Origin of the sequence: Streptomyces sp. CG 926 (assembly GCF_003148825.1) — a bacterium.
Lineage (GTDB): Bacteria > Actinomycetota > Actinomycetes > Streptomycetales > Streptomycetaceae > Streptomyces.
Map to the genome: position 1 here is coordinate 354,678 of NZ_QGGZ01000005.1, position 18,721 is coordinate 373,398.

Annotated in this window: 11 protein-coding genes; 6 read left to right on the forward strand and 5 right to left on the reverse strand. The window is 66.6% G+C overall.

What is annotated here, in order from left to right; all coding sequences use genetic code 11:
- Positions 1 to 308: 308 nt before the first annotated feature.
- Complete coding sequence (locus BCL76_RS16405) at positions 309 to 4,295, reverse strand: ricin-type beta-trefoil lectin domain protein (RefSeq protein ID WP_146228385.1); 3,987 nt, start codon at positions 4,293 to 4,295, stop codon at positions 309 to 311.
- A gap of 976 nt (positions 4,296 to 5,271) precedes the next feature.
- Between BCL76_RS16405 and BCL76_RS16410 the strand changes: the two genes are divergently transcribed.
- Complete coding sequence (locus BCL76_RS16410; protein WP_109780211.1) at positions 5,272 to 11,190, forward strand: RHS repeat domain-containing protein; 5,919 nt, start codon at positions 5,272 to 5,274, stop codon at positions 11,188 to 11,190.
- Between the two features lie 944 nt (positions 11,191 to 12,134).
- On the opposite strand, the gene BCL76_RS16415 is transcribed toward BCL76_RS16410, so the two are convergent.
- The 3 genes from BCL76_RS16415 to BCL76_RS16425 are packed head-to-tail and all read right to left on the reverse strand — an operon-like array spanning position 12,135 to position 14,585.
- Positions 12,135 to 12,626, reverse strand: a complete 492-nt coding sequence (locus tag BCL76_RS16415) for a hypothetical protein (RefSeq protein WP_146228386.1) — start codon at positions 12,624 to 12,626, stop codon at positions 12,135 to 12,137.
- 38 nt (positions 12,627 to 12,664) lie between these two features.
- Positions 12,665 to 14,104 (reverse strand): hypothetical protein, encoded by a 1,440-nt coding sequence (locus tag BCL76_RS16420; protein ID WP_109780213.1) that lies wholly within the window; start codon positions 14,102 to 14,104, stop codon positions 12,665 to 12,667.
- A gap of 10 nt (positions 14,105 to 14,114) precedes the next feature.
- Positions 14,115 to 14,585, reverse strand: coding sequence for a hypothetical protein (locus tag BCL76_RS16425; RefSeq protein ID WP_030761660.1), 471 nt, complete (start codon positions 14,583 to 14,585; stop codon positions 14,115 to 14,117).
- A gap of 60 nt (positions 14,586 to 14,645) precedes the next feature.
- On the opposite strand from BCL76_RS16425, the gene BCL76_RS38985 reads away from it, so the two are divergent.
- Positions 14,646 to 14,822 carry a hypothetical protein gene (locus tag BCL76_RS38985; protein ID WP_181382578.1) on the forward strand — a complete coding sequence of 59 codons (177 nt, stop codon included), beginning with the start codon at positions 14,646 to 14,648 and terminating at the stop codon, positions 14,820 to 14,822.
- Between the two features lie 436 nt (positions 14,823 to 15,258).
- On the opposite strand, the gene BCL76_RS16430 is transcribed toward BCL76_RS38985, so the two are convergent.
- Entirely contained in the window at positions 15,259 to 15,483 is a 225-nt protein-coding gene (locus BCL76_RS16430; RefSeq protein ID WP_109780214.1) for a hypothetical protein, read from the reverse strand.
- A 404-nt stretch (positions 15,484 to 15,887) separates the two neighbouring features.
- Between BCL76_RS16430 and BCL76_RS16435 the strand changes: the two genes are divergently transcribed.
- The 4 genes from BCL76_RS16435 (at position 15,888) to BCL76_RS39820 (ending at position 18,637) form a co-directional block, all read left to right on the forward strand.
- The gene (locus tag BCL76_RS16435; RefSeq protein ID WP_258309731.1) at positions 15,888 to 16,253 is read left to right on the forward strand and encodes a hypothetical protein; all 366 of its coding nucleotides are present in this window, start codon (positions 15,888 to 15,890) and stop codon (positions 16,251 to 16,253) included.
- On the forward strand, positions 16,250 to 17,512 hold the full coding sequence (locus tag BCL76_RS16440) for an RNase A-like domain-containing protein (RefSeq protein WP_109780216.1): 1,263 nt from the start codon (positions 16,250 to 16,252) through the stop codon (positions 17,510 to 17,512). Before BCL76_RS16435 ends, BCL76_RS16440 begins: the two co-directional genes overlap by 4 nt.
- A gap of 22 nt (positions 17,513 to 17,534) precedes the next feature.
- On the forward strand, positions 17,535 to 18,191 hold the full coding sequence (locus tag BCL76_RS16445) for a contact-dependent growth inhibition system immunity protein (protein ID WP_109780217.1): 657 nt from the start codon (positions 17,535 to 17,537) through the stop codon (positions 18,189 to 18,191).
- A gap of 317 nt (positions 18,192 to 18,508) precedes the next feature.
- Positions 18,509 to 18,637, forward strand: coding sequence for a hypothetical protein (locus tag BCL76_RS39820; RefSeq protein ID WP_258309732.1), 129 nt, complete (start codon positions 18,509 to 18,511; stop codon positions 18,635 to 18,637).
- Positions 18,638 to 18,721 lie beyond the last annotated feature (84 nt).

The following is an 18,721-nucleotide window of genomic DNA, read 5'->3' on the forward strand; positions in this document are numbered from 1 at the left end:
CGCAGCGCGGTCAGGCGGATGGGCCCGCAGCCGTGGCGAGGGAGATGGAGTTGATCATCCAGGCGAAGCCGAGGTAGACGAGGAGGGCTGCCTGTGCTCCGTACGCGGGGACACGCAGGCTAGGGGCTCGGCCAAGGATGTGTCGGGCGAGTTTGACGAAGGCGGTGCCTTCGTCGTCGCGGTGGGGGTCGCGCTTGGCCGACCTGTGGCGGACGGTGTTTCTCGGCGCATGGTCGCGGGTTTGCGAAACCACCGGCCCGCCTCCTCCGCGGTTGCGGTAAGGCGGGCCGGCAGGTTGGGCTCGGCGGTCAGGCGGCTAGGGGTGTTTCAAGGCCGGGTGCGTACCAGCGTTGGTTGTTGCCACTGTTGCAGTCCCAGATGTGGAGTTGTGTTCCGTTGTCGAGTCGTCCGTATGGCAGGTCGAGGCAGCGGTTGGAGGCCGGGTTGGAAAAACTGCCGGTTGCCGTTGGGAGCCACTGCTGGTTGTAGGCGCCAGTGGCGCACGTCCACAGCAGGACCGGGGTGCCGTTGTCGGTGGCACCTCCTGAGATGTCCACGCACTTTTCGCCGACACGGAGTTCACCGGCCGCAGTGACCTCAAACTTCTGCGCGGTGTCGTCGTCGGTGTCGCTGCAGTCCCAAATCTGGATGCGATTGCCATCGGCGTTGCTGCCGGCGTTGTTGTCCGCGCACTTGGCAGAGTTCAACCCCGAGACGAGTTTGGTACCGGTGCCTGCGGTGGTGGGCACGGTGGAGTGAGGGTAGACCGCGACGTTGCTGATCTTGCCTTCGAAGTATGAGCTGGGCAGTCCCTGGTACTTGTAGCGGCCCAGGACAAGGGGGCCGGTGGTGTTCCAGGTATTGGCCTTGGGGTGATGTCCGGTGCCGGCCAGAGTGCTGTTCACGTAGAGGGCGATCAAGCCGGTGGTGGCGTCGTAGGTCGCGGTCAGCTGGGTCCATACGCCGACCTGCACCTTGGCCGCGTCGTTCATGGTGGCGGTCTGGTCGTAGGCCCAGTTGTCGTCGTCCTTGACCGACATTGCGAAGCGCCAGGTGCCGTCGCCGTCGTGCCAGACCATGAAGCCGCTGGAGCGCTGGCCGTCCTGGCTGAGGAGGACCGACGGCTTGTCCGACTTGGCCCAGGCCGACACCGTGAAGCTGCGGGTGGTGTCGACGCCGGGGCCAGCAGCGGTGACGCTGCCCGACTTGCCGTCAAGGGTGACCACCTTGGTGGCGGTGCCGGCGACGGTGTCGTCGGCCCGGGTGGCGCCGGTGGCACTGAGCGTGGCGGTGTTGCGGCCCCGTAGGTCGATGGCGGTGGTGCCGACTTCGTCGTTCAGCTTCCACTGGGAGGTGGAGATGCGGGCGTCGCCCATGGTGTGAGCGGCGCGGAAGCCGGTGACCTTCCCGGCAGTGGCGGTGCCGTCCCAGGTGCTGAGCCGGTGGAGGCTGTCGAGGGCCCATAGGTCGGGAACACCGTCGGCGCTGGTGTCCCCGGAGGAACCGACGACTGGGTGGGTGGCCGCCGTGACGCCTGATCCGATCTTGGTGCGTTTGGTGTGGTCTCCAAGGGCCGCGGGGTTCCCGGCGGCATTGGCGTACTGGTAGAGGTCACCGGTGGTGTTGTCCCGGGCCCACAGGTCTGGGAGGCCGTCTCCGGTTGCATCACCGGGTGCGATGAGGGTGAGGTTGTCCCAGCCCGTGGGGCTGAGCACGAGCACGAGCGGATCACGCAGCTCACCGGTCGCGCCGGTGCCTTGGAACAGCACCAGTGAGCTGTTCGTGCCGTCGTTCTCCACGGTGAGGAGGTCGTTGCGCGGCGTGGCACCTGCTTCCGGCAGAGCGTCGCCGACGGCGAGGATCTGTTTGACGCGGGTCCAGTTCTCGACGTACTCGATGCCACACTGCTGACCGGTGGCGGCCACCTTGCAGTCCTCCGCGTAGGGCCGCTGCACGGACACGGCCTTGGCCGCGTGGTAATAGAGGCCGCCGTTGGCGGCGAGTCCGCCCTGGGTGAGGGAATTCCGGTAGAGCTTGAGTTGTCCGTCGCGATGGACCCATAGGTCGTCGATGCGGATGCCGTTGCCCCCGCGGTGGGTGGTCAGAGTGCCGGGGCCCCAGCCCTTGCCTCCGGGGCTGTTGGCCACGTTCGAGGCGATGATGCCACCGGCGGCCGGGTCGACGGCCGTCGGGTAGACGATGAGATCGCCGTTGGCCGCGGGTGCGATGAAGTCGACGCGCTCGTCGCCGGTGATGTCGCCGAGAGTGGTCTTGGCGTTCGGGTTGTCGGGGACGTAGAAGGTGTAGGTCTGCTGCTGGGAGCGGTTTCCGGCACGGTCCACCGCCTGGACGCGCAGGACGTTGGTGCCCCACGTCGTCGGAGTCAGCGGGATGGCGGCGCTGCCGTCGGCGGCCGCGTCGACGCGGTTGGCGCCGCCCACAGGGATGGCCGAGTTGAAGGCCCACTCGTAGTACAGGACACCGCTGGTGGCGTCGGTGGACTTCACGGTGAAGGTGCCGGGCTGGCCGATGTGCTTGGTGGAGCCGGGCAGGGTGCCGGACGGCGGGTACTCGGCCGAGGTGACGACTGGGATGGACGGCGGCTGGGTGTCCATGCTGAACATGCAGCCGTTGACCCAGTTGGATGTCATGTCGCCGTCACCGCCCTGGACCTGCCACCAGTAGGTGTGGCCGTCGGAGAGGTTGTTCGGGTAAACGGCGGCCCAGTGGGTGCCGTTGGCCAGGTTCCCCCACCCGCTGTCGTAGGCCACGGCGCCGTTGACGTCGTGGACCAGGAAGCGGGCATCGTTGGGCTGTCCGTCCGGATCACCGATCCACGCGTCGATGCGCAGCCCGGCATAGCCCGTAGCGCCGATCCAGCCGCAGCCGTTGCCGTTCGGGTTCTGTGGTGCGGGGAAGGTGCCGAGCGCCCACGGGTCGTAGGGCGGCCGGTTGTACTCGACGTACAGGAACGGCAGGTCGTTCTTGTTGCGGGTGAACCGCTTGAAGGAGTTGTTGCTGCCGCTCTTGGACTCGTTGGAGGCGAAGAGTCCGTAGGTGAGGTTGCCGCGCCAGTAGTTGGCGGCGAGGTGGTCGCGCACGTCCCACTCGCCGCGTGTCGTGGAGTCGGGGCAGCCGGGGCCGCCCGCGCTGTTGATCGCGGTGGTACGCAGGACCTCCCAGTCGCGGGGCTGGGTGTTCCAGGTGATGTTGGAGAGCAGCTCGGTGGTGGAGTGCAGGTCCACGTCGTAGGTCCGGCTGCACGTCGCGTCCGCCGCGTACGACTGGGTCGCGAAGAAGGAAGCCTTCTTGATGCTCTTGTCGCCCAGGTCGCTGGTGTCGACCTGTACGTAGTAGCGCTCGAGCCCGGTTCTGGCCCGCCAGCGCTGGTATCCGACGCCCGGGTCGTAGGTGTTGCCGGAGTCGTCGTAGTTGACGGCGCCGGGGTAGGCCTCCTGGACCCAGGCCCAGTGCTGCGTGCCGCGGCTGGTGGGCTGCCATGCCGGATCGATGTACACCGGGTAGGCGGTCGCGGGGTCGGTGAGGAAGGTCTGGTCGGGTGTCAGGACGAGGGAGTCCTTGCCCAGGTCGGTCCGGAGCGGGGCGACCTTGGCGAAGTCGCCCGGGCCGTCGGTGTCGGAGACGGGCCGGGCAGGTTCTTCGCCCGCGCTGGTCGGCGCGGACCCTCGGCCCTTGGCCGCTTGGGAGAACGCGGTGGAGCCGGAGGGTTTGGCGAGCGGAGCCTGGATCGGGGCGGTGGAGTCCCACATCGTCGGGGTCGGGGCGCGGAAGACCGTACGGCCCGAGGCGTCGGCCGCCTTGAGGTTGCCGTGGCTGTCGGCGGAGACAGTCACGCCTTCGCCCTTGAGGCCCGTGGTCAGCCTGGCGAGCTTCGGGTGCTTGGCGGCCTCGGCGGACTTGACGACGAGGGTCTGGGAGATTCCGCCGGCCTTGTCGGCCGTCACCTTCAGGTCGGTGCCCGGCACCACTTCGCGGTAGAGGGCGCTGTCGCCCTCCAGCACGGGTGCGGGAAGTGGCTCCGGCCAGCTGAGCACGAGCTGCTTGCCGTCCTGCTCCAGAGCGGCGAGTGGCACGGTGCCGCCGCCGGACAGGGTCAGGCCGTTGACGGTCGCCTTCGGGCGGAGCGTGCCGTCGGCCGCCTTGACGAGGGTGGCGTCGAGGTCGACCCACGTGCCGTCGCGCCGGGTGCGCAAGGGGGCGACGCTGCGGGTCAGGCTGAGGTAGCCGTTCGGGTTGGCCACCACGGTGTCGGTCTCGGTCGTCGATGCCGCCACGGGCACCGGCTTCCCAGTGCGCTTGGCCTCCGCGAGCGCTGCGTCCTCCGCGGCCTCCCGTTCGGTCGTCGGCCGCTTCGGTGGCGCCTGAGCTGCGGGTGCTCCTGGTGCTCCTGGTGCGGCCGGTTTGCTCACCGCCGGTGCCGCTGAAGCGGCCGGTGCTGCGCCGACGGACGTGATGGGCAGGGCCAGTGTGACCAGCCCCGCAATGGCGATCGACCAGCTGGCTGGTCGCCTCTTTCTCAGTGTGCCCCCCACGGCAAACTCCCCGGTTTTGATTGCTGCCTGTCAACTGGGCGTGAACGCTAACAGCCCCTTTGCCGTATCCCTCGTGGGCGCGAATATGGAATGGTGTATTCCTTGGAATTTATTCCCATAATCGTGATCAATTGACTGATGCAAATGAGTCAACCTCTGGGCTTGCGGGCTCTTTTCGGACATATTGTCGAGGTGGGTGTGTCGGTGGGTCACGCCTTGTCTGAATTGCTCTGAATTTTGCGATTTGCTAACGCGCTAGGCTCCCAGGCCAATTGATCCACTCGGCGACCGTGGGGGGAATGCCGTGTCGGTACCAGCGGCTTGGTTTCGGCCAGTAAGAAGAAACGCGAAGATCGAACAGCGCATCGCAGTCTCCGTATTGTTGGCGCTCTCGCTGGTCGTGGGCTCGGGCACCGCCCAGGCCGCGCAGTGGCAGCCCAAAGAGAAAAGCCGCTGGTCGCCAGGGGTATTAAAGAAAACGGAATCGGTCCCCGGAAAGAGCGCACCGAAATCGGACCCAAAGGCTCCGAAAGGGGACGGGGCGAGGGCCTGGAGCCCGAAGGACGTGTATTGGCCACCCGCCTCGCAGGCCGAGGTGGATCTGGGCGCCGCGCGCCCCGTCCCTCCCCGTGGTTCGCTCCTCAGGGCGCCCGCACCCTCCGACGTTCCGGCGGCTCCCGCTGCTGACCCGAGTCGAGCGGGCGCTGCTCCCGTCTGGGTGAGTCCCGCCCCCGCCAAGGGCGCGCCGCGCTCCGGCAAGGCCGCCGTGCAGCTCACGGACCGGTCGGCCGCGGAGAAGGCCGGCGTCCAGGGCCTGCTGCTCGCGGTCCGGCCGGCCGGGGAAACGGTGCAGGGCGGCCCGGTCAAGGTTTCGGTGGACGTCTCGTTCATCGCTGGGGCCTTCGGCGGCGACTGGCTCTCCCGGGCCCGCCTCGTCGCCCTCCCCGAATGTGCGCTGACCACTCCCGAGCGCGCCGAGTGCCGTACGCAGACGCCCCTGCAGACCGCCAGGGACGGTGACCGTGCTGGGCTGCTCAGCGCGGAGGTGGCCTTCGGCGGAGCCTCCGCACAGGGCGGTGCACGTGCGAGCGGCGCCTCGGGCGGCCCGGGCGGGGCGACCGTGATCGCCGCGTCGGCGGCACCGGGCGGCCCCGCGGGTACGTACGCGGCCACCAGCCTGGCACCTTCGGGCAAGTGGGCCAGCGGTGGGAGCGCGGGAGGGTTCTCCTGGTCGTACCCGATCGCGGTGCCCGACGGACTGGGTGGCGCCAAGCCCACCGTCTCCCTCGCCTACAACTCCCAGTCCGTTGACGGCCGTACCGCTGCCACCAACAACCAGGCCTCGTGGATCGGTGAGGGCTGGGACTACTCGCCCGGCTTCGTCGAACGGGCCTTCAAGCCGTGCGCCAAGGACGGTCAGGCCGAATCGAGCGAGCAGTGCCTGGCGGGCCACAACGCCGTCCTCTCCTTGAACGGCAAGTCCTCGGCCCTGGTACGGAACGACGCGACCGGCGACTGGCGACTTGAGGACGACGACGCGTCGAAGGTCGAACGGCTCACCGGCGCGGCCAACGGTGACAACAACGGCGAGTACTGGAAGGTAATCACTGCGGACGGCACCCAGTACTACTTCGGCGCCGGCCGCAAGCCGGGCAGCACCACCGCCCCGCCGACCAACTCCGCCTGGACTACACCGGTCTACGGCAACAATGCCGGCGAGGAGTGCCACCAGTCCACCTTCGCCGCGTCCTGGTGCCAGCAGGCCTGGCGCTGGAACCTCGACTTCGTTGTTGACCCGCGCGGTGGGGTGATCACCCACTGGTACGACACGGAAACCAATCACTACAAGCGCGGAGCGTCGGAGGCGACGCCCAAGGGCGATCTCACCCCGTACATCCGTGGCGGCAACCTCGCCAAGATCACCTATGGTTCGAAGCTGACCGACGCGGACACCGTCAAGCCGACCGCCCAGGTGGTCTTCGGTACGTCCGAGCGCTGCCTTCCGGAAAAGGACGTCTTCGACTGCGCCCCGGCCAAACTGACCAAGGCCAACGCCACGAAGTGGCCCGATGTCCCCTTCGACCAGAACTGCGCGAGCTCCGGCACCTGTGAGAACTATTCCGCCACGTTCTGGACCACCAAACGCCTCACCAAGATCACGACGCAGGTTCTGAACACCAGCGGCGGTTACGTCGACGTCGACCTCTACGAGCTCAAGCACGAGTTCCCCAACCCGGAAGACCACACGGCGCCCGCCTTGTGGCTCGCCTCGCTGAACCGCACCGGTTTCGACGGCGAGGAAAAGTTCGAGACCAAGCCCGTCACCTTCACCGGCGCATTGAAGAACAACCGCGTCGATTCCAGTTCCGACAACAGGCCCGCGATGAACCGACGCCGCATCGTCGCCATCACGTCCGAAACGGGCCAGGTCATCGACGTCGGATACGCGGACCCGGACTGCGCGCCGGGCGCTGGCCTGCCGTCCTCGAAGGACGCCAACACCACCCGCTGTTACCCGGTCTACTGGAACCCGGACGACAAGAGCCCAAACGATCCGACCCTGGACTGGTTCCACAAGTACGTCGTCACCCGCGTCACCGAACTCGACCCCTTCGGCGGCTCCCGCCCTCAGGAGACGCGGTACGAGTACGTCGGCGGCGCCGCGTGGCACCGGGACGACGAGGAACTGACCGAGGACAAGCGCCGCACCTGGAACCAGTTCCGCGGCTACGAGCAGGTCATCACCCGCGCCGGTACCGCCCCCGACGCCGTCTCCAAGACCGCGACGTTCTACCTGCGCGGCATGGACGGTGACGTCAAGGCCGACGGCACCAAGCGCACCGCCACCTTCACCGGCCTCACGGGGAACGCGGTCAAGGACAGCAACCCGTTCGTCGGCACCGTCCGCGAAACCCAAACCTACGCATCCGACGGCGGCGAACTCGTCACCGTGTCCAAGAAGGAGCCGTGGCTCTCCGCCACTACCGCAACGCACAGCCGCGGTTCGAAACTTCCCGCGCTCACCGCACAGATGCAGCGGGAGGGCTCTTCCCAGGAGAAGAAGCTGCGCGCCGACAAGACATGGCAGACCACCTCGGAGACCGCGAAGTACGACGACACCTACGGCATGGAGCTCTGGAACCTGGACCGGGTGGACGACCTCCCGGACACCTGCACCATGACGTCCTACGCCCGGAACACCGCAGCCTGGATGCTCGATCGCGTGTCCGAAACCGTCGAATGGCGGGGCAGTGACTGCACGGCCACCGCGACCGAGGCGAACACCCTCAGCCGCAAGCGCACGTACTACGACGGCCAGCCCCACGGCACCCTCACCGGCGCCGGCCAGGTCACCAGCACTGAGGAACTGGACCGTTTCGAGGCCGGCCAGCCGAAGTACAGTCTGAAGGGCACCACCGCCTACGACGCCTACGGCCGTGTCACCAGTGCCACGGACGCCGTCGGCGCCAAGACCACGACCGTGTACGAGCCGGCCGCACCGGCACCCGCCACCACGGTCAAGGTCACCAATGCCAAGAACTGGACCACCACGACCACCCTGCACCCGCTGCGCGCGGTGCCGGTCAAGACCGTGGACCAGAACGACCGCACCACGGAGCTGACCTACGACCCGCTCGGCAGGACCACGGCCGTCTGGCTACCCGGCCGCGCACGCGGCGCGAGCGCCAGCAAGACCTTCACGTACGACCTCACCAACACCGCCACCAGTTCTGTCACCACCCAGACGCTGCGCTCGGACGAGTCGTACGCGACGTCCATCGCCATCCTCGACGCGTTCGGACAGCAGGTCCAGGTCCAGTCGACCCCGCGGAACGGAGCGGCAAGAAGCCGCTTGATCACCGATACCTACTACGACAGCCACGGCCGTGCCTTCAAGACCAACGACTCCTACTACAACTCCACCTCCGATCCCGTGAAGACCCGCTTCATTGCCAACGAGAACATGGTTCCGGCCCAGAGTGGGACGTTCTACGACGGGCTAGGCCGTCCGGTCGCCAAGACTTTCTCCTCCAAGGCGATCGAGCAGTGGCGCACCACCACCGCCTACCCCGGCGCCGACCGCATCGACACCACCCCGCCGACCGGGGAAACGGCCAGCAGCGTCCTCACCGATGCCCTCGGGCACACGGTCGAACGGCGCAAGTACAAGGGAACCAAGCCCGAGGGTGACTTCGACGCCACCCGGTACGCGTACAACACCGACGGGAAGCTGACTCGGATCACAGACCCGGCTGGCAATGTCTGGATCTACGAATACGATCTCCGAGGTCGCCAGATCCGCTCGGTGGACCCCGACAAGGGTGCGTCGACCCTCACGTACGACGACGCCGACCGTCCCGTGTCCACCGAGGACGCCCGGGGCACCAGGATCTTCACCAGCTACGACATCCTCGGCCGCCCCACCTCCCGCAACCTGAACACCGCCGACGGCACCAAACTGGCCACCTACGAATACGACACCCTGCTACCCGGCCAGCCCACGGCCTCCACCAGTTGGGTGGACGGCAAGCCCTGGCGGCAGGAGACCACCGCCTATGACATCAGCTACCGGCCCACAGGCGCCAAACTGACGGTCCCTGCTGGCGAAGGCGAACTCACCGGCACTTACACCTCTGCCACCACCTACGACCCCATCACGGGGCTGGAGCGCCGTACCACCCTCCCCGCCATGGGCGGTCTGCCCCAGGAGCGCCTCTACACCGGCCGCAATGCCAACGGTCTGCCCACCTCCTACGGATCGGACAACGTCAACTACGTCAACTTCACCGACTATGACGAGTTCGGATCGGTGCAGCGCACTACCTTTGGTGACGACCCACGTCAGGTCAGCTTCACGCAGACCCGTGACCCCGCCACCGGACGTCTCCTGAACACCCAGCTCAAGAAGCAGGACTCGGGGACCCCTGTCGACATCACCGACTACACCTACAACCCGGTCGGCGACGTCACCTCGGTCACCAGCACGCAGGGCGCCGGACGCGAGACCCAGTGCTTCACGCACGACTACCTGCGCCGCCTGACCCAGGCCTGGACCGACACCGGCACGACCACGACCCAGCCTGGGCCGTCCGTCCCCGGAATCGGCGGCTGCACCAACGCTGCACCCCAGCCGGGCAAGATCGGCGGCTTTGCGCCGTACCACCAGTCCTTCACCTACGACGTGACCGGCAACCGCACCTCGTCCACCGACCACGACCCCGCCGGCAACACGGCCAAGACCGTCACCACCACCCACACCTACCCGGCGCCCGGCTCCCCGCGCCCGCACGCCCCGACCTCCACCACCAGGACCACGGGCGCGGGCCCGTCCGTCACCAAGCCCACCACCTACGACGCGGCGGGCAACACGCTCACGCGTCCCGACGCCACGGACACCGGTCAGAAGCTGACCTGGACGCCCGAGGGCAAACTCGCTTCGGCCACCACTGCTGCCGGCGCGTCCACCTACCTCTACGACGCTGATGGCAACAGGCTGCTGCGCAAGGACCCGGGGAAGACCACTCTTTACCTCGGCTCGAACGAACTCACCCTCAACACCGCCACGAACACAGTTTCCGGCACGCGCTACTACGCCGCCCCAGGCGGCACCACCATCGTCCGCACGTCCGACGGCAAGATCTCCTATGTTGCCGCCGACCACCACAACACCGGCACCACCGCCATCGACGCCGGGACCCTGCAGGTCCAGCGCCGCGCGACCAAGCCGTTCGGCGAGGACCGTGGCGAGGGATCGGCGGCATGGCCCGGAGAACGCGGCTTCGTCGGAGGCACGCAAGATAAGAGCACCGGGCTTATCCATCTGAAGGCCCGCGAATACGACCCAGTTCTGGGGCGGTTCCTCTCCGTGGACCCGCTGATGCTCGCGGACGACCCGCGCCAGCACAACGCCTACCAGTACGGCAACAACAGTCCGTTCACCGAATGGGACCCGACGGGCGAAGCCCTTCCGGAGTGCCAGAGCGCCATGTACAAGTGCACGAATGGTAGTAACCCGTATGACTACGGCTACAGCTACGAGAAAGAAGTCGCCATCGCCGGCGGCACGCTCGATGCCAAGTACGTAGCCCGCAAGCAGAGCTATCAGAGGGCATGTCGCTACGAATCCAGCTGTAAGTCGGCATTCGGCTACAACGCCCCCACTGCTAAGAGGGTGGTGAAGGCTCCGCCGAAGCAGAGCTGGTGGGACAAGAACAAGGGCCGCATTGTCCATCGAGCCATCAGTATCGGCGTTGGTTTCGGCGCAGGCATCGCTGCTGTTGCGATCTGTGCGGGAACGGCCGGTATAGGCTGCGCCATTATCGCAGGGGCGGCAGTGGCAATGTTGGTTGGGACTCCTGCTCACTTGATTGCCGACAAGGCAATGGGTCATGAGACAACTGGTGGCGAAGCAGCCAAGTACCTTGTTGGGTCAGCCGCAGGCGGAGGCTTCCAGGGAGGATTTCGTCATCAGATGGGAGCGGGACCGCTCGGGGTCGGAGTCCAGGGTGTCCGGCAGGCGGCGCCAGTTGTGGGACGAGGGCTGGTCCAAGGAGGGAGAGCTGTGGGCCACGCCGTGTACAAGGCTCTGGAGGCAACCGGTCGAGCACAGACGCGAGGATATGGCACGTGGAACTGAAGAGAGATGTCTCCCTCACTGCCTGGCGGACGCCTGCATGCCGGGAGGCTGTGTATGCGAGCGGTAATACGCCCATGGGGTCTGTCATTCTGACCAGGTGGCCTGGGGACCGCGGGAGCGCCGAATCGGCCGCAGAGGCGTGGGAAGATTGGGCCGTGACCCTTCAGAGTGGGCAGCGCCTGGAAGTCCATGGGCTGGCAGCTCCGGGATTCTTGATCCGCAAGCGGCTTCGGGGGGGTATTGCGGGCAGTTTGGACGGTCAGGCTTGTCGAGTTGTAGTCTCGTCCGCATACTTCTGGCCGAAGCGTTCGGTCTGCCTGCAGGGGGACTCCGTCGAACTGGCATTCACGACGAGGGGCCTCGCCATGAGTCTGATGGAGGATGGTGAAATGCGGGGCGTGAGAAGGGATGGCGGCTGGGAGTTCTCCGCGCCGACGGCTCCTGCAATTCTGGCTGCATGTCTATTCGAATGGGCTGAAATGGCCTACTTCCTTCGCACGCCCGGTCTTCGGCTGCTTTAGTCTAGATTGATCACGGGCCCTCGTCGGGGTGATGCCGACGAGGGCCCACGTGTGCGCAAGGTGTGGAATCCTGATTTTGGGCTGGAAAGTTATGCCCAGTTGATGCCGGGCATGTGGCGAACTTGCCCCCCTTGATCGCTGTTGCTGGATTCGCTGCCTGGAGCCGCTGCGTCAACTCGCCCAAGGCGCTACCGATGAGATCGTGGCGAGAAGCCCGATCTCGGCCTGCGCACCGCCCGCCGCATGATGTCGGAGAGATGGCCCACCTCGGCGCCCGCAGCCGCCTTGAGGTCGGCATCCTGGCGACGAAGGCCGACTGACTCTCCTGCGCCTCTCGGGGCGCGACCGGGTTGACGCGTGCTTGCAACGCTGCTGTCTCCTTGCACGGCTGCGCTTCAGACCACACCGCGGCTTTTGCGGGCGTCAGTCGACCCCTCGCAGGTAGACGCGGCTGCTCCGTACGTCGATCTGTGCCACTGCGATCTTGAGCCAGTTCAGGTCGCCCTTGCAGGGAGCGCACACCTGCCCCTCCCGGACCTTGGGAAGCGAATCCGGTTCCGGCAGCCCCAGGCGTGCGAACGGTGTGGCCGGTGTTGCCTCGGCGGCAAAGGGCTGCGCGCGCAGTCTGAGGGGCTGCTCCGGCTTCAGCTGGGTGAGGAAGGGCTCCACGGCTTCCGCAGGCAGGACGAAGGACAGGATCAATCCGTCGTCCTGCAACCCCTTGCGGTGCGCTGCCGCGGTGTGAGTCGCTGTCGAGGGGACCTCCACGTGCAGGGTCCGGGCGATGGACTCGGCGGTGGCTCCCTCGACCCACTCGGACGTCCCCGGGTCTGGGGAGCGGCCGCCTTCCCTGCCGCTACTGCCGGACGTCCCGGAGCATCCGGCGGCGAGCGCGCCGAGCAGCACTGTTGTCACTGTGAGCGCCACGGCGGGGCCCGGGCGTCGTGCGCGGATCATCGGGCGGCCGAATTGCGGCCGATGTCCGTGCGGGTGCCGCTCCGCCCGGTGTCCTCGGGCGCGGGCCAGGACCCTCCTGCCGACAGGTCGTGTCGCTGTACCGAGCTGCTTCCTCGCATGTCGAACTCCCTGGCCAGTCCTGTCGTGTGCATGCGGGCCATGTCGGCATCGGTGACGGTGGTCGGTCCGATCGGCGTGGCCTTGATTCCGTCCCAGTTGTAGCGGTCCCACACATTGACCTGGTAGTCGATGCTGACCTGCGGCTTCCCATCGGGTCCGGGGGCGGCGGTGACCACCCCGGTCGTGTTGGTCATGCCGCTGCCTACGGCCAGGTACCAGTTGTTCGTACCGTCCGGGCCCTTTTCGTGTTCGTATCCGCTACTGCCGGATTCCACGGGGATGGCGACAGGCTTGCCGCCTGACTTCTCGAAGGCATCCAGTGCCTGCTGCCGCCACTCGTCCTGCTCTGTGGCCCGGATCCGTGCCACCTCGTCGCGGAGCGCCGGGTCGTCGGCCAGCATGCGGTCGACGTCCAGATCGAGCGTCTTGCCGCTGCCGTTCAGGTAGTGGTCCATGTGTCGGGCCGCGTCGGTCTTGCCCATGAAGTCGCCGGAGTTCGAGATGCCATTGGCCTGGATCTCTTTCCAGTAGTCCGATATTCCTGGCGATTCGACGTCGTACGGTCCAGCGCCGTCGTCCGCGGCGACCTGCTTGACCTGAGGCCGGAGCAGGCCGGCAGCAAGAAGGTCGTCCCGGTGCTGGGTCCACAGCTGGGCCCGGGCCTCGGGCCCGAGTGACTGCCAGAGCCGCTGCAGTTCCTTCCGCTGTTTGGTGTCGGCCTCGTCGCCGAGCCCGGCCAGTTTCAGTGCTCGCGGGAGCATCTCCTGATCGAGGGAGGTATACGTCGCATGGCCGGCGTTGTGCGGATCCGCGCCGTGGCTGCCGCGCAAAGCGCGTACGGCAGCGGCATCGACCTCGGCCGCATGGCTCACCGCTCCGCTCAGGGTGTCGGCGTACCAGCGCATGAGGTCCTGCTTGCGCTGGCCGGGACCGTCCACCTCGCAGACCAGGGCATCCTCGATCGTCACCGCTCCGCCTTGCCCCACACGGACGTTGAAGCCTGCCTCCTTGGCATCGGCGGTCACGTTCTTCGCCTGCTGCTGGATGGCCACCAGTTCGGAGTGGGCGTCCTGGAGGACGCTGAAGATGCTCTTGGCCTCGGTGTGGAGGTCCTCTATCTCCTTGACCGTCTTGCCGACGAAGGCGCGGGTCACATCGGCGTTCACGCCTTCCCAGCGGGCCTTCTCGGCCTTGGCCTTTGCCCCGTCGCGCGCCTGTCCCCCCAGGCTCTGCAGAGCGTCGGCCGTACGCTTCCAGTCCTGAATGGCGGATCCCAGCTTCGTGAGGTCCAGTTCCATGAGGTCCGAGTAGTCCATGCCGTGCTCCCTACTTGAGGTACTCGTCGATGCGGGAGACGGACACGGCCGAGCCGTCGCGGTTGCGGAGCGAGGCCGCGATGGCCTCGTCGTCCGCGGCGTGCGCCTTCTTGGAGTAGTCCAGGTGGTTCGAGATGTGGGCGCACGCCTGCAGGACTGTCTTTACCTGTGAGGTCCACACGGACACCGTGGTCTCCAGCTCGCCGCCGAGTGAGAAGCCGGCCGTCTTCAAGGATGCTGCGGCCTGCATCGTGGAGCCGCTTCCTGAGCCGTCGGCACCGGCGCCGGCGATGTCGGCCTGCTTCTGCAGTTGGCCATGCAGCAGGAAGGCCTCATGACCCACTTCGCCCAGGTCATCCTGGTGTACAACCAGGTCGGCTTGACCGCCACCAGGTCCGCTGGTCAGCTGGTTGAGGCGCATCGACACCTGGCGCTCGCCAGCCACATCCACCTTTGCCTTTTCCCATTCGTCCCACACCATGGCGTCATTTGATCATGTTTGGACAGGCGAGGCAGGAGCAATGCGAGCCAGCTTTCACACATGAACAAGATGCTCTTCGGCCTGACCATGACCATGGTTGACGGCGACGGCGACGGCCAGCGGCCCGCATCGGAACCTCGACGCGCTCTGTCCCTGGTGCCCCTGAATGGCGGATGCTCGGGCCGTCTCGGCCATGCGGTGAGCTGGGTGTCGACCGTGTCGGCGGTGGGGCTCTGAGCTGCAGCGATGGGCTGAGCGTTCCGAGAAGGGGAGCGGAGCGTTTTCGGCAGCTTCCGCGGTAAGCCTCTGACCTGGTCTTCTAGGGTTTCCGTCAAGCCCCACGAAGGCGGGGGCTTGTCGGAAACGTTGCCGGAAACCCCAGAGGGATCGCCCGAGCCGCTTCGGCAAGCGTGCTGGTCAGATGACGTGCGCCCGCCCGGGTGGAGCTGCCCTCGCGGACACTTTCCCCGGCACACGCCTGGTAGTCGTCTGACCGCTGACAGCCTAGCGGATCGTGCTGGGAGTGGTCGCATGGATTGCCGCAGGCGAGGGTCCGGGGCGAGGACATGGTCGTGACCTGGGGGTTCTGAAGGTCGAAGGACCTGGGCGCGGAGGCTGGGTGCGGGGGGACGGCTGCGGCGTCCGTTCTGTCTGCTTGCCCCCTGTGGCGGGCTCAACTGGGCCGACGGTCGCACCCTGGGGTGGGTGCGGCCTCGTCGGGTTGAGGGGTGTGTCGGGAAGCGAGGACCTGTTGGGCGCTGCTGCGGGCCTCGAGGTGGATCCGGTGGCTGGTGGCGTTCTGCGAGACGGCGAAGCCGAGGACGAAGATCTTCTGACGCTCGACGCCGTAGGCGATCATGCGGCGGTTCCAGAGGCTGAGGTCGAACTGGCTGTGCACGGACTCGGAGTCGGCGCGTTAGGGGTAGAGGAGTTGGTGGGTGAGGCCGGCCTGAGGGCTGCTGGAGGTATCCGTCTCGGTGGAAGCCGCGTTCGCTGTCGCTCTTGAGGCGCTGGCCGGTTTCGGTGGAGCGCAGTGATCGGTCGGCGTGTGTGGTGGTGATGCCTAGGGGTACGCGGTAGTCGTGAGTCCCGTGCCGACACGGGATCTTGAGCAGGTGGTGCCAGCGGCTCTTGGTGCCAGCGGCCCGCATCGGAACCGAGCCGCTGGACCGCCTGACGCAGTCCCCCGAACCTCCCTGACAAAAACAACTTGATCTTTGCTTGTTCTTTGAGTTGCCCGCACTTGCGAACGTTCGGCCGCGGTTAGGGTCGTATGGCTCGAGCGCAATGGGAGGGGACGCGGTGGGCGACGAAGGCAAAATCCTTGACATCAAGACGGCGGATCTGAAGGCGACAGCGCCGGTGTTCCACGATCAGAGCGAGGCGCTCGGCACCGCCCTGGGCACGCTTGCCGCCTCGCTGGCGAAAGCCGGAGCGGCTTGGGGAGACGATGAACCGGGCAAGGAGTTTTACGCCAAGTACGGGCCGATCGTCGCCCAGATCGAGAAGTCCGCAGGCATCCTCAAGGATGGCCTGGCCAGCATCCACACGGCGATGACGGACATGGCGGACGGCCACATAGAGAACGACGCCCTGGTCGGGGCCATCTTCCGCAAGGTCACGTCCGGGTCCCAGAGCGAGCCCGACATGGCGGGCCACCAGCAGTGAGTACCGGTGACAAGGTCCGGGAGATCGTCACCGACGTCACCGGAATCGAGTGGCCCGCCGCCGACGTCGGCAAACTCCGTGCCATCGCGAACGGTTGGCGTACATTCGCCGACGACATGGAAGACGTCGCGGCAGCCGCCAACAAGGCGGCTCAGACGCTGATTCACAACAACACGGGCGAAGCCATCTCGGCGTTTGCCGACCCCTTCTGGGCCCGCTACTACCGGGACAAGAAGGGGTGGCTCCAGGACCTCGTCGACGGCCCCCGTTCCCTCGCGGCCGGGATCGACCAGTACGCCGATGCCGTAGCAGATGCGAAGAAGAAACTCGACCGCGAACTGGAGATCGCCGGCGCCGTCATAGTCGCAGGCACGGCTCTCGCGTTCTTCACCCTCGGCGCCACCGAAGTTGCCGCGGCGGCGGCCACCGCCACCATCGTCGAGCTGGCGGCAACTGTGGGCGTGGCACTCACGACCGAAGTGGCCGCGATCGCCGGCACTGTCTTCGCGACCGCTGCCATCGCGGGCATCGAATCCGTCACCGTCGACCTCGCCGTCGCACAACCGCTCAAGATAGCCGCGGGGCTGCAGACCGGCTTCAACCTTGACGAGGCACAGGACGCCGGAGTCTACGGGGGCCTCACCGGCGGAGCCTTCGGCGGAGCCGGGAGGGCGTTCCAGCTCGCGAGGGAGGGCGGTGGATGGACCGGTCTCCTGGGAGGTGTCCGCCTGCCGGGCTACACCCCGGAGTTCGCGCTGCCCAGCGGGCTCGCGGTCGAGGCGGGCGATCTCGGCATGCTCCTCCGCGACGGAGAGCCGAACGCATGGCCTCGCAGCAAGCGTAAGGGGCCCGTCAATCCCAAGTACCGTGCGGATATCGCGGGGGACGAAGGAATCAACGGCTCGCATACCATCGAGCGGCACGTGGCGATGACGACACGCGACCTGCGTGCGCGTCTGCGGAGCAACCCCAAAATGCCTGCGGCATCCAGATACATAGACGAGGCTTCGGCTCAGAGATTCACTGATGCAGCGATGCTGAAAAACCAGAAAAAAATCGGCGAATGGCTTGCCAGCCCCAAGGGGCAGAAGATGGACTTCACTGAGGAATTCGATGAGGCAACCGGCCTGAGTTTGACCCGGGAGAACTTCAAACGCGGAACTGCCGCGCAATGGGTGAACGGAGTGCAAGTGGTTCTTAAGCGCGACCCGTCCGCTGCGAACGGCTACCGAATCCTCACTTCATATCCCATTCCATAGCTCGAGAGTAAGGCGCGAACAGGTGACACCGTCGAACGATCGTTTTCGTGAGCTGCGCGACCTCCTGCGCTCTTATACAGTGACTGGCTACGCCTTCGATGACACAGAGGACCGTCGCGGAGTTGCGCTCAGTGCCTACCTCAGGCAAGCGGCGATCGAGCCCGCGCGCGCAGCCGAGGCGGCAGCCGAAATCGACGATCTCCTCGAGACCGGCCTGTTCAATGATGAGATCGCGGATGATGTCGACCTCTTGCCTCACATCCACCCTCCCCACGGGAAGACGGTGGAAAGCTGTCTTGCCGTCATCGGCGGGCACCTCCGGCAGTTCCTCGCAGAGCCGGAAACTCCCTCCCAGTCGCCCCCTCAAACCTCATGGGAATGGAGAGAGCGTTTTCCGGGACTCCGACACCTGTTGGCGGCATACTTCCATCAAGATTTCTCGCTGGAGTACTCCTCGCACAGGGAGGCTCTGGACGACTACCTTTCAGATGCTTCGGAGAGTGACCTCCGACAGTTGGCGGGCGAGATCCGTGAATTCATGATCCTCAACGAATCGGATAAAATGCTCGAGGAGTCGGCGGCGACGTTGGGGCTTGGTGTTTTCCCGCCCAAGGGTGTGCGGCTGCGTCAATGGTTGGCGGATGTGCGGGAGATCGTGCTCCATCGAACGGCGGGATGAACAGTTGGTAGTCGGCACGGCTTGGCATTCGGTATCCCGGCCCAGCCCTGCCTTGCGGTAACGCCCGCGGTCCGGTGTGTGAGGATTTCGCGTACCGGGTCTGCCTTTGACTGCGGAGACGCGAATCAGGGATCGGCCGCAGCAGCCACCCTCCGGCTGGAGAGGCTGGATCGAGGCCGGTCGCACGGATTGCCGGAGGATCGCGGCCGAGCCGAAGGCGTGGCCGTGACCTGTGGATTCCGGGCGTCCGGGGCGGTAGGGGCGAAGGACTCGGCGGGCGAGGCCGCCCTCGGGATCTGCCGAAGGTGGCCGGCTCGATGGAACCCACGCTCTCCCACCCGTCGCCGGCCCGATCGCGCAGGCCATCGGAGACGGGCCGCATGTTCGACCAGATGTGGGCCCGGTGGGCCGAGATCGGCGGCCTCGTCCTGGAACTGATCAACTGACCGTTCGTCACGGGCGGTTTCTGATAGTTGTTTCAGCGGGGTACGGGCGCATGCCCGTAGCGGTGTTCCCCGACACCGCGGGGA

Excerpts from the sequence above, each read along its gene's own strand:
- BCL76_RS16420 (WP_109780213.1), bottom strand. The coding sequence starts at position 14,104 with ATGGACTACTCGGACCTCATGGAACTGGACCTCACGAAGCTGGGATCC.
- BCL76_RS16425 (WP_030761660.1), bottom strand. The coding sequence starts at position 14,585 with ATGGTGTGGGACGAATGGGAAAAGGCAAAGGTGGATGTGGCTGGCGAG.
- BCL76_RS38985 (WP_181382578.1), top strand. The coding sequence starts at position 14,646 with ATGAACAAGATGCTCTTCGGCCTGACCATGACCATGGTTGACGGCGAC.
- BCL76_RS39820 (WP_258309732.1), top strand. The coding sequence starts at position 18,509 with ATGGAACCCACGCTCTCCCACCCGTCGCCGGCCCGATCGCGCAGGCCA.